The sequence below is a fragment of the Nannocystis sp. RBIL2 genome, from assembly GCF_026626745.1.
Taxonomy (GTDB): domain Bacteria; phylum Myxococcota_A; class Polyangia; order Nannocystales; family Nannocystaceae; genus Nannocystis.
This window is the reverse complement of sequence record NZ_JAPNJW010000002.1, coordinates 3,341,344-3,356,014: the sequence shown is the minus strand read 5'-3', so window position 1 is coordinate 3,356,014 and position 14,671 is coordinate 3,341,344. Positions and strand designations below refer to the sequence as shown.

The 14,671-nt window shown below is 71.7% G+C and carries 13 protein-coding genes; 8 read left to right on the top strand and 5 right to left on the bottom strand.

Annotation, left to right across the window (positions count from 1 at the left end):
* Positions 1–705 precede the first annotated feature (705 nt).
* The 3 genes from OV090_RS38480 to OV090_RS38470 all read left to right on the top strand — a co-directional run bounded on the left by OV090_RS38480 (position 706) and on the right by OV090_RS38470 (position 5,808).
* Positions 706–2,859 carry a hypothetical protein gene (locus OV090_RS38480; protein WP_267709813.1) on the top strand — a complete coding sequence of 718 codons (2,154 nt, stop codon included), beginning with the start codon at positions 706–708 and terminating at the stop codon, positions 2,857–2,859.
* 219 nt (positions 2,860–3,078) lie between these two features.
* Positions 3,079–4,056, top strand: a complete 978-nt coding sequence (locus tag OV090_RS38475; protein WP_267709812.1) for an SMP-30/gluconolactonase/LRE family protein — start codon at positions 3,079–3,081, stop codon at positions 4,054–4,056.
* Between the two features lie 147 nt (positions 4,057–4,203).
* Positions 4,204–5,808: an ATP-binding protein gene (locus tag OV090_RS38470; protein ID WP_267709811.1), complete on the top strand. Its 1,605-nt coding sequence runs from the start codon at positions 4,204–4,206 to the stop codon at positions 5,806–5,808.
* A 48-nt stretch (positions 5,809–5,856) separates the two neighbouring features.
* On the opposite strand, the gene OV090_RS38465 is transcribed toward OV090_RS38470, so the two are convergent.
* Entirely contained in the window at positions 5,857–6,180 is a 324-nt protein-coding gene (locus tag OV090_RS38465; RefSeq protein ID WP_267709810.1) for a redoxin domain-containing protein, read from the bottom strand.
* 12 nt (positions 6,181–6,192) lie between these two features.
* Positions 6,193–6,423: a hypothetical protein gene (locus OV090_RS38460; protein WP_267709809.1), complete on the bottom strand. Its 231-nt coding sequence runs from the start codon at positions 6,421–6,423 to the stop codon at positions 6,193–6,195.
* A 64-nt stretch (positions 6,424–6,487) separates the two neighbouring features.
* Between OV090_RS38460 and OV090_RS38455 the strand changes: the two genes are divergently transcribed.
* Positions 6,488–9,220, top strand: a complete 2,733-nt coding sequence (locus OV090_RS38455; RefSeq protein ID WP_267709808.1) for a serine/threonine-protein kinase — start codon at positions 6,488–6,490, stop codon at positions 9,218–9,220.
* Positions 9,221–9,426: 206 nt separating this feature from the next.
* Here the strand turns inward: OV090_RS38455 and OV090_RS38450 are convergent, their stop codons facing one another.
* Positions 9,427–10,377 carry a C13 family peptidase gene (locus OV090_RS38450; RefSeq protein ID WP_267709807.1) on the bottom strand — a complete coding sequence of 317 codons (951 nt, stop codon included), beginning with the start codon at positions 10,375–10,377 and terminating at the stop codon, positions 9,427–9,429.
* 167 nt (positions 10,378–10,544) lie between these two features.
* Between OV090_RS38450 and OV090_RS38445 the strand changes: the two genes are divergently transcribed.
* Both OV090_RS38445 and OV090_RS38440 read left to right on the top strand, forming a co-directional pair.
* On the top strand, positions 10,545–11,123 hold the full coding sequence (locus tag OV090_RS38445; RefSeq protein WP_267709806.1) for a hypothetical protein: 579 nt from the start codon (positions 10,545–10,547) through the stop codon (positions 11,121–11,123).
* A gap of 122 nt (positions 11,124–11,245) precedes the next feature.
* Positions 11,246–11,923, top strand: a complete 678-nt coding sequence (locus OV090_RS38440) for a hypothetical protein (RefSeq protein WP_267709805.1) — start codon at positions 11,246–11,248, stop codon at positions 11,921–11,923.
* Positions 11,924–12,035: 112 nt separating this feature from the next.
* Here the strand turns inward: OV090_RS38440 and OV090_RS38435 are convergent, their stop codons facing one another.
* Positions 12,036–12,650, bottom strand: coding sequence for a Fe-Mn family superoxide dismutase (locus OV090_RS38435; protein ID WP_267709804.1), 615 nt, complete (start codon positions 12,648–12,650; stop codon positions 12,036–12,038).
* Between the two features lie 277 nt (positions 12,651–12,927).
* Between OV090_RS38435 and rpmB the strand changes: the two genes are divergently transcribed.
* Both rpmB and OV090_RS38425 read left to right on the top strand, forming a co-directional pair.
* Complete coding sequence (rpmB, locus tag OV090_RS38430) at positions 12,928–13,164, top strand: 50S ribosomal protein L28 (RefSeq protein ID WP_267709803.1); 237 nt, start codon at positions 12,928–12,930, stop codon at positions 13,162–13,164.
* A gap of 77 nt (positions 13,165–13,241) precedes the next feature.
* Entirely contained in the window at positions 13,242–14,459 is a 1,218-nt protein-coding gene (locus OV090_RS38425) for a serine/threonine-protein kinase (protein ID WP_267709802.1), read from the top strand.
* 3 nt (positions 14,460–14,462) lie between these two features.
* Here OV090_RS38425 and OV090_RS38420 read toward each other — a convergent pair whose 3' ends face one another.
* Positions 14,463–14,630: a hypothetical protein gene (locus OV090_RS38420; RefSeq protein WP_267709801.1), complete on the bottom strand. Its 168-nt coding sequence runs from the start codon at positions 14,628–14,630 to the stop codon at positions 14,463–14,465.
* Positions 14,631–14,671: the final 41 nt, after the last annotated feature.

Genomic DNA, 14,671 nt, shown 5'->3' with positions numbered 1-14,671 from the left:
GCCGAGATCGCCGATTCCTCGCGCGCGCCGGGCTCGGGCGGGCACCGAGCAGAGCCTCCGGTCGCCGCGAGCGGGCGGGCGGAGAGCCGCGTGTCCTCCGGGACATGTCCACCAGGACATCTTATAAAAAATCGCTGCGAAACGGCCGCGCGAGCGGCCGGCTCGGTCCGCGCGCCTTCCGGGGCGCGGCGTGAATCGGTCGGGCCGTGTTGCGGTGATTCGGCGAAGGCCACGGCTCGCGAGCGACAGCCATGATTCGCGCCCGCCGCTGGCGGGCAGCCGCGGCAGCGATCGCTGCGAGCAATGCTCTGACCGCCGGTCATTCGCTCGTCGCCTGTCCCCGAGGACATCCTCGCATCGCGACCGTGAGCGGCGGGCTCATGCGGCGATCCGCGATCGCTGCGTGCAGTCGCCGGCGCGGCGCCGACTCGTGCGAATCGCGTATCTCCGCGAGCGCGTCGGCGCGAGCGAGGGCGCCCTCGCTCGCGCGAGCGAGGCCTGCGTGGGCAGGCGAGGAGGACCCGTTTCAGCGCAGGGGACACGCCCCATCGAGGCCGCGAGCGCGCCATGGTGGGGCTTGCGAGCGGGGCACAGCCCGCCCCGCGTGGGTTCCGCGTACCCCGCGAAGACTCCGCTCGCCGGCCGCGAGCAAATGTTCTGATCGCGGGGATCATCGCGCCTCCGAATGCCATTGGAGGCTCGCCCATGATCCGGTCACGACTGTACGCTCTGCTCCCTGTCCTCGCGCTGCTCGCCTGTCCGTCGAGCGACGGCAGCACCACCGGCGGGACCGACAGCGACGGCCCGACCGGCGGCGCGAGCGAGACCGCTGGCGAGCCGACCGCGGGTACCGCCAATCCGCCGACCACAGGCGGGACGAGTGACACCAGCGAGACCGGCGACGACACCGGCGAGGCGCCGGCCGGTCCGTACGCGCGCTGCGGGGCCGGCATTGTCGACAGCGTCAGCCGGCAGATCGACGCCGCCCGTTACGCGCAGGTCGCAGGGGATTGGAGCAAGGAGGCCGTGGATTGTCGGCTCGGGCCGACGTGGGCCGAATTGCACGACGGCGACGCCACCAACCCCGCGCCCGAGGTGTGGGGCCCCGCGGGGCAGACCTGCGGCGGCGGCTATCTCACCGACGGCATCCCGGTGCAGGCAGGAGTGTGCCCCGAGGGCGGCGGTTGCTACGGCAGCGTGAGCGGCCAGGCGCTCTACGTGCCCGCCGCGGGGGTCGGCGCGGCCACCCCCGGGGTCGATCGGATCCAGACCCACGCCTGGGAGCAGGGCGCCATCTCGAGTCACCCGAAGATGTTGAACAGCCCCGAGCCCTACGTGACGCGCCCCGAGTACGACCCGGCCGCGCTCGGCCAGCCGATCGCCATCGCCCGCAGCGAGCGCAACTGGACCAATGACGGCGTGGCGATCTTCGCCGGCGGCGTCGTCGGCACCGCCGGCACCGCGACCTCGGGCTCGATCGGCGCCTATTATCAATTCCCGTCGCACCTCGTGCCGAGCGCGGTCGCCATCACCAGCAACAACGAGTTCGTGCTGGTCACCCTGTGGAACACCGACGAGGTCCGCGGCGAGCTGGCGGTGCTGTCGGTGCGGGGGCCGACCCCGAACGCGCATTCGTGGTGGTACCACGGCCTGTTCAACGCCGGCGGCGTGCGCGAGCTGAAGCTCCTCGGCGCCGTGCCGCTGCCGTTCGCGACCCCGACCTCGATCGCCGCGGTCACCACCCACGGCTGGACCAACCCCAACGACGCCAACGGCAAGTCGATGCGCAGCCTGTCGTTCACCGGGCCGCACAAGGACACCATGGTCGACACCTGCTTCACCAGCGAGGCGCAGATGTCCGACGTCGCCAATCAACAGCCGATCTCCGCCTTCGCCGAGGGCGGGTGGCTGCAGCACATGGTCGCGCGCAAGGGCTACGCGCTGGTCGCCAGCCAGTGGGAGGACAAGGTCGCGTTCGTCGACCTCGCGCCGCTGCTCGACTACTTCCATTCGATGTACTTCGGCAGCGAGGCCAGCTGCAGCGAGACGCTGTCGCAATTCGTGTGGGACGGCATGCAGGCGGGCGACCAGGTGCTGCCGCAGGCGCCGGCGGACGTGTGGCCCTACACCTTCGACGTCGCGCCGGAGAGCGCCCGGCCGACGGTGGCCGCGGTGTTCGACGTGGCCGCCCCGCGGGCGGTGCGGGTCGGCCTCGACAAGAGCCAGGCGATCTACGGCCCGACCCATGGCGTCGACCCGTGGAAGGCCTACGCGGCCGGCGACGACGGCGTGCTGCACGTGTTCACGCCGGGGCGGCTGATGGCGAGCTGGTTCGAGGTCGGAAAGGGCGAGCAGGCCACCGGCGAGCCGGCCCCGCTGGCGACCGGGCAGATCTGCCAGCACCCGACGGCGCTGGTGATGCACCGCGGTCTCGAGGGCGATCGCCAGACCTTCCTCGACATCGTGCCCGAGAAGGTCGACGACGAGACGCAGGAGGTCCGCGGCCTGAACGACGGCGTGATCGTGGTGTGCCGCGGCGAGCGGGCGCTCCAGCACGTGGTCGCGTGGAAGGACGAGGTGGAGGTCTACGAGGAGATCCGCGACGGTCGCATGAACGACCCGGTCGCGGTGTGGTACTCGGACCGCGCCGACGTGCGCACCGTCGCCGACTTCGAGGGCCAGAAGCTGCTCAGCTACCGGTTCGGTCGGGTCAAGATCGAGGACTGGAAGGAGGGCGGCTGCGGGCCCCAGGGCGCCGAATACGGCCCCGGCGAGGACGGCATGGGCGACCACGAGTTCGCCGGTGAGCTGGCGATCGACGGCTTTCCGTTCCAGGTCAGCGTCGCCAACGTCAACTGAGGGCGGCCGCAATTGCGCCCGCAGCTGCGGCTGCGGTCGGCCGGGCTGCGACAGCACGGCACCATGGCCCACCTCCCGGCGCCGCCCGTCATGCGAAAGCTGATGTGTCGGCATGACAGCGGCGCCTACACCCGACTGGATGCAGTGACTCGCGGTCGCATTATTGATAGTTGACGCGGCGCGCTCCGGGCCCGTAGCTTGGCCTGGGGGGATAGGTCGATGGCGAAGACTCTTGCGGTCGTGGTGGGTGTGGCGGTGTTGTTCGGCGCGGGCGAGGCGGCGGCCGGGCCGGCGCTGGTGCGGGCGTTCGACCCGACGCAGGGCGAGCTGCCGGAGTCGATCACCACCGATTGGGCCGGCAACCTCTACATGTCGATGGGCCCGGTGGTGAAGAAGCTGAAGCCGAACGGGCAATTCACGACTCTGGCGGCGCCGCCGGTCCCCGCGGGCACTTTCATGCTCGGGCTCAAGTTCGGCCGCGACGGCTGGCTCTACGCCGGCAGCGGCGCGTTCGCGCCCGAGCCCTCGGCCGCGTTCGTGTGGCGCATCCACCCGCTCACTGGTCAAACCACCCAGTACGCCGCCCTCGATCCGCTCGGCTTCCCCAACGACCTCGCGTTCGACGATCGCGGCGACCTCTACGTCACCGACCCCTTCCTCGGCCTGATCTGGAAGATCGACGACGACGGCGACGCCGACGTGTGGCTCGCCGATCCGTCGCTCGAGGGCGACCCGGTCACGCCGTTTTTGCCGTTCCACAGCTTCGGCGCCGACGGCATCGCGTTCGACCGGTGGAAGCGCAACCTCTACGTCGGCAACCTCGACTACGGGACGATCGTGCGCATCCCGATCGACTGCCACGGCGAGCCGGGCGAGCCCGAGGTCTGGGTCGACGACTACGCCAAGCTCGCGGGCGCCGACGGCATCGCCTTCGCCGCCGACGGCGATCTCTACGTCGCGGTCAACGGGCAGGACCGGCTGGTGCGCGTCGACGGCGACGGCGACGTCCACGTGCTGGCCCAGGGCGGCCTGCTCGACGCGCCGTCGAGCGTGGTGTTCGGCCAGACTTTGTTGACGAAGAACAAATTGTACGTCACCAGCTTCGCCATCAATCGCTGGCTCGGCGTGGTGCCGGGCACGCCGAAGCCCGCGTTGCTCTCGTTGTCGGTGCCCGACTGGGGCCTCGCGCTGCCCTGACGCGGCGGCGCGCGCCGGTCCGCACGGTCCGACGCGTCTGCGGCGGCGCGATGGTCCGTGCGCGCGCTTGCATCTGCACGGCGGGAGGCGCGCGAAGCAGCGGCTGGAGCGTCCCGACCGCCGTTCCGGGTGTTATCATCACAAGAGATGACCCCGAGGTCGGGAGCACCTGGGCAGTTCGCCAGCACGCACGTCGGCTTTGGTGGTCCCGACGCTCCCGACGCGGCGGCGCTGTGGAACGCGGCCGAGCTGCTGCTGGCGCGGGTGCGCCTGGCGCCGCGGCTGCAGATCGAGGAGCTGGCCGGCGCAGTGCGCGAGCTGTCGGGGCGCGAGCCGGCGGAGCTGTTCGCCGACCCCGCGGGTCTGCGCTCGCTGGTCCACGACGACGACCTCGAGCGCTACGACGACGCGATCGCGGGCGCCTCGCCGTGCACCTCGATGTTCCGCTGGCAGTCGCCGCAGGCGCCGGTCCGCTGGACCGAGCACACGATCGTGCCGTGGCTCGACGAGCACGCGCGGCGGGTCGGCTTCCTCTGCCTCGTCCGCGCCGTGCGCAGCGCCTCCTCGGTGGAGCTCAAGCGCGACGACTCCTACTTCCACACCCTGCTGCAGACCATCAACGACGGCATCCTCGTCAACGACCCCGACGGCGCGATCGACTTCGTCAACTCGCGCCTCGCGGCCATGCTGGCGACCACCCCCGAGGCCATGATCGGGCGCCGGATCTTCGACTACATGGACGACGAGAGCGCCGCCGCGGCGCGGTCCAACCTGAAGCGGCGGCGCCAGGGCTCCGAGGACCAGTTCGACTTCCGCTTCCGCCGCGAGGACGGCGCCGACTTCTGGGCCATCGTCTCGGCCAAGCCGCTGTTCGGCCCGCAAGGCGAGCACCGCGGCTCGCTGGTGGCGATCACCGACATCACCGCGCGCCGACGGGTCGAGGAGGACCTCCGGCACGCCCGCGACGAGCTCGAGGTCCGCGTCGCCGAGCGCACCGAGCAGCTCACGCAAGAGGTGCAGGAGCGGCGGCGGGCCGAGACTCTGGCGCTCGAGGCCAGCCGGACCAAGAGCATCTTCCTCGCCAACATGAGCCACGAGCTGCGCACCCCGCTCAACGCGATCATCGGCTACACCGAGCTGCTGGGCGAGGAGCGCGACGGCGAGGACGAGCTGCAGCGCGACCTCGGGCGCATCCACGGCGCCGCCACCCACCTGCTCGAGCTGATCAACAACATCCTCGACCTGTCGAAGATCGAGGCCGCCAAGATGGAGATCGTGCGCGAGCGCTGCGTGATCGGCCCGCTGCTCGACGACCTGCAGAGCACCGTGCTGCCGGCGGCGGTCAAGAACGGCAACCACATCCAGATCCTCTGCAGCGAGCCGCAGCGGACCATCGTCGTCGACCGCACCAAGGTGAAGCAGATCCTGCTCAACCTGCTCGGCAACGCGGTCAAGTTCACCCGCCGCGGGTGGATCGAGCTGCGCGTGGGGTTCGAGCGCGAGGACGACGTCGACTTCATGGTCGCGGTGGTGTCCGACACGGGGCCGGGGATCCCGGCGCACAAGATCGGCAGCCTGTTCAGCGCCTTCCAGCAGGCCGACGGCTCGATCGCCCGCAAGTTCGGCGGCACCGGCCTCGGTCTGGCGATCTGCCGCGAGCTGTGTCACCTGCTCGGCGGCGACATCCAGGTCAAGAGCGAGGCGGGCGAGGGCACGACCTTCACCGTGCGCCTGCCGCTGCTGCCGATGTGATGGGCTGCCCACATTGCGTGAATGTGGGCACCCGGACTGCGAATGTCGTCAGCGCGCCAGGGTGCGCGCCACGTCGACCACGCGATCGATCCGCGGCCGCTTGTAGAACCGCTCGCCGTCGTCCTCGAAGAAGACGGGCTTGAGGTCCCGGTCGAGGATGAAGGTGCCCGCGAGGCCGACGCCGTTGCCGAAGTCCCAGCGCGACCACGACTTGAGCATCACGCCCTCCGGATCGCTGAGGATCGGGAACGTGAGGTGCTGGCGCTCGATCATGATCTTCCCGCCCTCGAGGTCGTCGGCGGACACCGCCGCGACGTGGACGCCGAGCGCCTGGAGCTGTGGCAACACTTCCTGCAGCTTCCCGAGCTGCACCCTGCAGAAGGGTCACCAGTGGCCGCGATACGTGACCAGGACCAGGCCGTTGGGGCCGGCGAGATCCGCCAGGCCGCGCGGGGTCCCGGCGCTGTCGGGGACGCGGAAGTCGGGGGCCACCGCGAACGGCGGCGGCGCCTCCGCGCGGCTGGGCGGGACCGGACCGCCGCGGTGACCCGCGCAGGCCGCGATCCCGACGACGAGGTGAGCTGCGAGCGCGAAGACGCGAGCAGGGCGGGGCATCGACGAGAAGCTATCCGGACGGATGAGGCCGCCGCAAGGGCCGTGGTACGATGCCCCCAGACTCGTGTCTTCGCCCGCCGACCTGACGCTGAACACACCGCTGACGCCGGTGCTGTCCCACGTGAGTCCGTCGCCCGAGGGGACGCCGCTCACGCCGCCGGTCGACGGCGAGCCGGCCAACGACTGCGCGGCCGAATTGGAGCCGCTGCCGAGCCAGATCGGCCGCTTCAACGTGCTCAAGCGGCTCGGCTCCGGCGGCATGGGCGTCGTCTACGTCGCCTATGATCGCGACCTCGATCGCAAGGTCGCGCTCAAGGTGCTGCGGACCGCCGCGGTCAGCCGCACCAAGCGCGACAAGGCGCGCCACCGGCTGCTGCGCGAGGCGCAGGCGATGGCCCAGCTGTCGCACCCGAACGTGATAGCGATCTTCGACGTCGGCTCGGTCGAGGACCAGATCTTCCTCGCCATGGAGTTCGTCAAGGGCGTGACCCTGACGAAGTGGTTGCGCTCGGCGGAGGGCCCGAACGGGCCGCGGCGGCGCGGGTGGAAGGAAGTGCTGCTGGTGTTCATGGAGGCCGGCCGCGGGCTGGCGGCGGCGCACAAGGCCGGCGTCATCCACCGCGACTTCAAGCCGGACAACGTGATGATCGACGCCGAGGGCCGCGTGCGCGTCGGCGACTTCGGGCTCGCCCGCGCCGGCCGCGGCCTCGGCCCGATGGTCCGGCCCGACACGTACACCGAGGCGATCAAGGCGATGGCCGAGAAGAGCCTGCTCGACATGCGGATCACCCGCACGGGCGGCATGACCGGCACGCCGGCGTACATGGCCCCCGAGCAGTACCTCGGCCAGGCCACCGACGCACGCACCGACCAGTTCAGCTTCTGCGTCGCGCTCTACGAGGGCCTGTACGGCCAGCGGCCGTTCGTCGGCGACCGCGTGCCGGTGGTCCGCGAGGCGGTGCTGGCCGGCCGCGTGCAAGAGCTCCCGAAGGACACCGACGTCCCGGCCTGGCTGCACCGCATCGTCCTGCGCGGCCTCAGCGTCCGCCCCGCCGAGCGCTTCAAGTCGATGGACGAGCTGCTCGACCACCTCAACGAGACGCCGCGGCCGCGCGGGCTCGGGCGCCGCCTCGCGCTCGCGGCCGGGCTCGCGGTCGCCTTCGTCGGGGCCGCGTTCGCCGTCTACGACGTGGTCGCCGCCCGCCCCGAGCAACCTGCCCTCGCGGGCATGTGCGAGACGCCCGACCTCGGGTGGGACGACGGCCGCCGCGCCGCGCTCGGCCGGGCCCTCGGCGAGCGGCCCGGCGGGGCGGTGTTCGCCGGCCCGACCGTGGACGAGCTCGACCGCCACGCGCAGAGACTTCGAGACATGTACCAAGAGACATGTCGCAACGCGCAGGCCGAGAGCGACGAGGGCGCCACGGCGCGCCGGCGGGCCTGCCTCGAGCGCCGGCGCAGCGCCTTCGCCGGGCTGGCGCGGGCGCTGTCGGAGGCCTCGGGCCCGGCGCTCGACCGCGCCGGCACTGCGCTCGACGCCCTGCCGGCCCCGGGCGACTGCGACGATCCGCGGCGGCTGGCCGCGGTGGTGCCGGGGCCGGAGGACGACGACCAGCGGGCCCAAGTCGAGCGCCTGCGGGCCGAGTTCGATCATGCGGCCGCGGTGCTGGCCCTGGGCGACGCGCCGCGGGCGTGGGACATCGCCCGCGTGCTGGCGACCGGCGACGAGACGTGGCTGCCGGCCCGCGCCGAGGCGCTGTACGGGCGAGCGGCGATCGAGCGAGCGCTGGGGCGGGCCGAGGCGGCGTCGCGCGGCCTGGCCGACGCGCTGTGGGCGGCGGAGGCGAGCCGTCACGACGAGGTCGCGGCCGACGCCCTGACGCTGCAGTTCGCGGTCGAGTGCGAGGACCTGGGCCGCCGCGGCGAGGCGCGCCGGCTGTGGCCGCGCCTGTCGGCCGCGCTGCAGCGGCTCGGCGACGACGGCCGCCGCGAGGCCAGCGCCCGCGGCCGCTACGGTCGGGCCCTGCTGCAGGAGGGCGACGCAGAGACGGCGCGCGTCGAGCTGACCGCGGCGCTGCGCCGCGGCGAGGAGGTCCTCGGCGTCGAGCACCCGCGGCTGCTCCCGATCTTGCTCGACCTGGCGACGGCGTGTCAGCGCGGCGGTCGCGACCGCGAGGCCAACGGTCACGTCGCCCGCGCCGACGAGCTGGCCGCGACCCGCCTGCCGCCCGAGCACCCCGATCGCGCCCGCGTCCACGTGGTCGCCGGCGACCTCGCGCGCGCCCGCAAGGACCCGGCCGCGGCGCGCCAGCGCTACGACGACGCCCTGGCCATCTACACCAAGATCTACGGACAGGATCATTCGGACATGTCCCTCGCGCTGGTCGGCCGCGGGCTGGCGGCGGCCGCCGAGCAGCGGTGGGCCGACGCGGCCGGCGACCTGCGGCGCGCGCTCGCGGCGTGGGAGCACGTCCTCGGCCCCGAGCACCCGCGCCTGGTCGAGCCGCTGACGTGGCTGTGCGCCGTCGACTCGGCCCTCGGCGAGCACGCCGCGGCCCAGGGCGCCTGCGCCCGCGCGCTGGCCCTGGCGACCCGCGCCGCGGTGCCGGCCCAGGTCGCGCTGGCCCGCTTCGCCCTGGCCAAGGCTCGCGCCGCCGCCGACCTGGCCGCCGGCGAGACCGGCCCCGAGAGCCGGGCGCAGACGGTCGCGCTGGCCCGCCAGGCCCTCGGTGAGGCGTCCGCCGGCGGCGAGACGGCCCTCGCCGCCGCGATCTCGGCCTGGATCGCCGGCCAGGGCTGAGCTGACCGTTCGGGCATGGCCGAAAGGTCATGCCGTCAATGGGATTGATTGAAAGTGATTGTCAAAATCGTGGCATGCGAGCCATTCCCTGATGGCAGGATCGCGGCGCGCCCTGTCTTCAATAGGAATGATTGAAAGTGATTGTCAAAATCGTGGTACCAGCCATTCCCGAAGACGACCTCGCGGCGCGACTCCCATGAGCGCCGCTACTGCGCCGGCGCGCCCTCGAGCAGCACCGGCAGCGACGGCGTCGCGCCCTGGGCGGCCTCGGCGGCTGCGACCTGGGCCTGGAGCTGCTGGTAGAGCGCGGGCCAGTCGAGTGCGGGCAGGGCAGACGCGTCGGGCAGGCGATCGGCGAGCAGGCCGATGTAGATCGCGCCGAAGGTCGTCATGTCGGGCCCGGGGTCGCAGCCGAAGCTGGTGCGGTCGTGGCGGGCCGCGGCCAGGCCGACGAGGCCGGGCACCTCGGCCAGCGCCGGGGCGAAGCCGCCGGCGTGGCAGGCCTGCAGCACTATCACCTTCGGCGTCGAGGCGGGGAACGCCTGCAGCGCGCGCGCCAGCATGCCCGGGGAGAACACCAGGTCGTCGGCCGGCGCGCCGGCGCGGCGGGCCGTCATCAAGAACACCGGGTGGAACCCGCGGCCGGGCCCGGCCGCCAGCTGCAGCGCGTACTGATCGAGCATCGCCGCATCTGGCGCTTCGAGCAGGTCCTTCGGGACATCCGGGGGCAGCAGCGAGCTCAGCCCGTGAGTCGTGACGTAGACGTAGAGGAACGGCGGCCGGCGAGCGGCCGCGCGGGCCAGGTGCTCGCGCACCACCGCGGTCGCCGCGGGATAACAATCGGTCAGCTCGGCGGCGAGGCGGCGGTACTGCGCGCGGTCGCGGCGGAACGCCTCGCGCGTCGGCTTCGCCCAGTAGCACACGATCTCGTCGGCCTGCAGCCCGCGGGTGCGAAGCAGCTCGCGCTGCGCAACGACCTCGGCGGCGAAGTTGGCGACGTCGGACCCGCCCGCGACCAGGAACACGTGCGCCCGCTCGGGCAGCGGCGCCGTGCTGTACGGCGCCTTCGCGACGAAGCGCGTATATGCGAGCGGCGCCCCGCAGCCCGCGAGCGCGAGCGCGAGCCCGATCGCCGTGACTGCGCGCAGGAGGCTCACGACGTGCGAGGCTAGCACGGCGCGCTCGCGGGCTCTCCGCATCCTCCTGTCACGAGGAGCCTGTCTTGAAGGACAGATGATTCGGGGCCGGCCCTGGGGCTTTCGCGCCCCATCCGCGATTGGACGCTTGATCGCGACAGTGATGAAATGGTATCGATTGTTGCGCTATGAACAGTGTTTCCATCCCCTGGATTGCGAACGCCATCAAGGCATCGTTCGCCGCGCTGATCCTCGTCGTTGCTGCGTGTGACGACGGCGGCGGCAAGAGCTCGGACACCGACGACGCCACGACCACCACGGACAGCACCAACGCGACCACCAACGAGACCAACCAGCCGACCACGACGGACGCGACCGACACCACCGACGGCACCAGCACGACGGATGACACCGGGCCGACCACCGGCCCGGGCGCGGTCGACTACGAGACCGACATCCAGCCGATCTGGGACGGCAGCTGCACGACCGGCTGTCACGTCGCCGGCGGTTCGGCCTCGGGCTGGTTCGTGATCACGCCGGGCGACTCGCACGGCGAGCTCGTCGGTCAGCAGTCGCTCGAGCTCGCGTCGATGCAGCTCATCGCGCCGAACGATCGCGACAACAGCTACCTGTGGCACAAGATCAACAACACGCACGTCGAGGTCGGTGGCAACGGCACTGCCATGCCGCCGCCGCCCGCGGCTGCGCTGAGCAGCGCGGACCTCGAGAAGATCGGCGCGTGGATCGACGCCGGCGCGCCCGAGTGATGATGGGTGCGTGCGACCTCATGCGTCGCAAATGAAGTGGCCCGCCGCCGCGCTCGGGATGACCCCGAGCGGGCGGCGGTGCACGTTGGACCGCGGCGGTCTTGTGATAGTGTCCCGCCGCCATGTACGCCTCACTACGATTGATCTTCACCTGCTCGCTGTTCGCGTTGCCGCTCGTCGCATGCGGCGATGACGGCAACGCGACCGACGCCAACGCCACGCCGGGCACGACGACCGACGACACGACCACCGGGACCGCGACCGACACGCTCGGCACGACCACCGGCACGGAGGCCACCACCGACGAGCCCACCACCGGTGAGCCGACGACGACCACCGAGACGTCGACCTCGCCCGGCACGACCACCGAGGAGCCCGGCACGACGACGACCGAGCCCGGCACGACGACGACCGAGCCGGGCACGTCGACCGAGCCGGAGACGACGACCACCACCACGACCACCACGGGCGACGGCCTCAGCTGGGAGACCGACGTGTTCCCCGCGGCCATCGAGGGCAAGTGCGGTTGCCATCAGCAGGGCTCCGGCGGTCTGACGATCACGGGCTCCCAGGACGCGTACCAGAACCTGGTCGACGTCGACGCGACCCAGGCCGCCGGCTTCAAGCGCGTGGCCCCGGGCGACGCCGCCAACTCGTACCTGCTGGCCAAGCTCAAGGGCACTGCCGGCGAGGGTCCGTTCAACGGCAACCCGTCGCAGATGCCGAAGGGCGGCGGGCCGCTGCCGGCCGACACGATCGCGCTGGTCGAGCAGTGGATCAACGAGGGCGCCGCGCCCTGAGCCCGAGCCGACTGCGAGGATGAGCGAAAGGGCATGTCCGTTCGGACATGCCCTTTCGCGCTGGGTCTTCAGGACATGTCTCAATGGGCATGACCCACAAGACATTTCCAGATCAGGCGAGGCGCTTGGCGACCACGTCCCAGTCGACGTTGGCGAAGAAGTCCTCGATGTAGGCGGCGCGCTCGGGCGGCAGCGGCTTGCGGTAGACGGCGAAGGCGTGCTCCCACACGTCGAGCGCGAGCAGCAGGCGGCCGCCGGCAGGGTGGCCGTCCTGGTGGGCCTCGACCCAGTGGTTCCAGACCTGGCCGTTGTTCGGGTCGAGGTAGGTCAGGGCCCAGCCGACGCCCGGCATCTTGGCGACGCCGACGAGATCGGCCTTCCACGCCTCGATGCTGCCGAACTGCGCGGTGACCGCCTTGGCGAACGGGTTGTCGGCGCGCAGCTCGCCGGCCTTCGCGGTCAGGCCGTCGAAGTAGTACTCGTGGAGGCGCATGCCGTTCCACTCCCAGCCGGCCCGCCGCTTGAGCTCCTGGAAGCTGGAGTCGCCGGTCTTGCCCTCGTTGCTGAGCCCCGCGACCTTGGCGAACAGGGCGTTGGTGCGGTTGACGTAACCGCCGTAGAGCTTGAGGTGGACCTCGATCTGCTCGTCGGTGAGCCCGACAAGCCCCCTGAGGTGCGTGTAATCCTTCGCCTTGTACTCGGTGGGCGCGTACTTGGAATCGCTCATCAGTCGCTCTCCTTGGCGGCCGGCAAGGTAGCACCGGTGGCGAAAACGAGCGTTAGCGCACGATGCGACCCCGGCGCGCGGCGGCTGCAGGACGCAACATCCGGGCCTCCACGGCCGCTTCGGGCCTCCGCTGCACGGCGGCGCCCGGGTCGAGCCGGCGAAAATCGCGGGAGCGCCGCACTTCCGCCCGGCCTCGGCGGTGGGCCCTCCCTTGACACTCGCGGGAACCCGCGGCTACTTTCCCGGCCCTCCAACGCCTCGCATAAGGCCGCTCGCTATGTCGCAAGTCTGTCAGGTCACCGGGAAGCGCCCTCAGGGCGGCATGAACGTGTCGCATTCGCATATCCGCACTCACAAGCGGAACATCCCCAACCTGCACCGCAAGCGCTTCTTCGTGCCGAGCGAAGACCGCTGGGTCACCCTGCGGGTCAGCGCCCACGGTCTGCGCGTGATCGACAAGCGCGGGATCGAGTCGGTCGTCGCGGAGCTCCGCGCCCGCGGCGAGAAGGTCTGAACCGGGCGTCAGGCGGCGAGATCGCCGCCCGCTCGCGTGTCAGCCGACCGGCGTAGAGATGTAAGAAAGAAGGGCGCATGGCCGAGATCTTCGTCCCGCTCTTCTTCTTCGTCAGCGTGATCCTCGGGCTGCTCGGGCCGAAGTACCTCCGCTTCAAGCACGAGCAGCGGATGAAGGAGCTCGAGAGCGGCGGCGGAGAGGCCGCGCGGCTCAAGGCCCTGATGGAAGAGCGCAAGGCGCTGATCGAGGAGCGAAAGGCCCTCGAGCAGCGCGTGCAGTCGCTCGAGACCATCGTCTGCAACGTCGACTTCGAGCTCAACGCCAAGCTGCAGCGGCTCGCGGTCGCGACCCAGAGCATCGCCGCCCTCGGGCCCGCACCGGCCCAGCGCGCCGCGGTCACGGCCGCAGCCGGCGAGGCCGAGAGCCTGATTGCCGGCCAGGTCCGGCCCGGTCAGCGCGTGGCCAACCGCTTCGTCGTGTCGCGCCTGCTCGGCGCCGGCGGCATGGGTGCCGTCTACCTCGCGCGCGACGACCAGCTCGGCGAAGAGGTCGCGCTCAAGGTGGTCGCCGGCCTCGGCCTGCTCGACCCTGGCGCCGCCGATCGCCTGCGCCGCGAGGCCAGCACGGCCAGGCGGATCTCCCATCCCAACGTCGTGCGCTTGCACGACATCGGCGAGGAGAACGGCCTGCTGTTCCTGTCGATGGAGTACGTGGCCGGCGAGAGCCTCGCGGCCCGGCTCAAGCGGATCGGGGCGATCCCCGCGGCCCAGCTGCGGCCGATCGCCGAGCAGCTGTGCGACGGCCTGGCCGCGGCGCACGCCGCCGGCGTCATCCACCGCGACCTCAAGCCGGCCAACGTGCTGCTCGCCGGCGATCGCACCGTCAAGATCATCGACTTCGGGATCGCCCGCCCGCTGACCGAGGCCGGGATGACCGCGACCAACATGGTCGTCGGGACACCCGAGTACATGGCGCCCGAGCAGGTCCGCGGCGGCCACGTCGACGCGCGCACCGACATCTACGCGCTCGGGGCGATGCTCTACCACGCGCTGACCGGTCGGCCGCCGTTCGCCGCGCCGTCGCCGATCGCCCTCGGCCTGGCCCACTGTCAGGATCCGGTGCCGGCGCCGCGGCTGCTCCGCCCCGACATCCCGGTCGAGTGGGAGGCGCTGATCCTCCGCGCGCTCGAGAAAGATCCGTCGCACCGGTTCCAGTCGGCGAGCGAGCTGCGCGAGGTGTTCCGCGCCAGCGAGGCGCCGACCTGGCACGGCCCGGCCCCGACCGTGCGGGTTTGAGAGTCACTCCGCCGCGTGGCGGTGGGGGGTGAGCACGGCGTCGCGGAAGCGGACGAAGTCCCACTTGTCGCAAGTCGGGATCGCCTGGCCGGACGCGACCGCGCGCTCCCACTGGACCGCGCTGACGTCGTCGAGGAAGGCCAGACCGACGCCGCGCACGGCGGCTGTCACCTTTTTGTTCGGCGCCCGTAGAGCGAGGCGACGGAGACAAA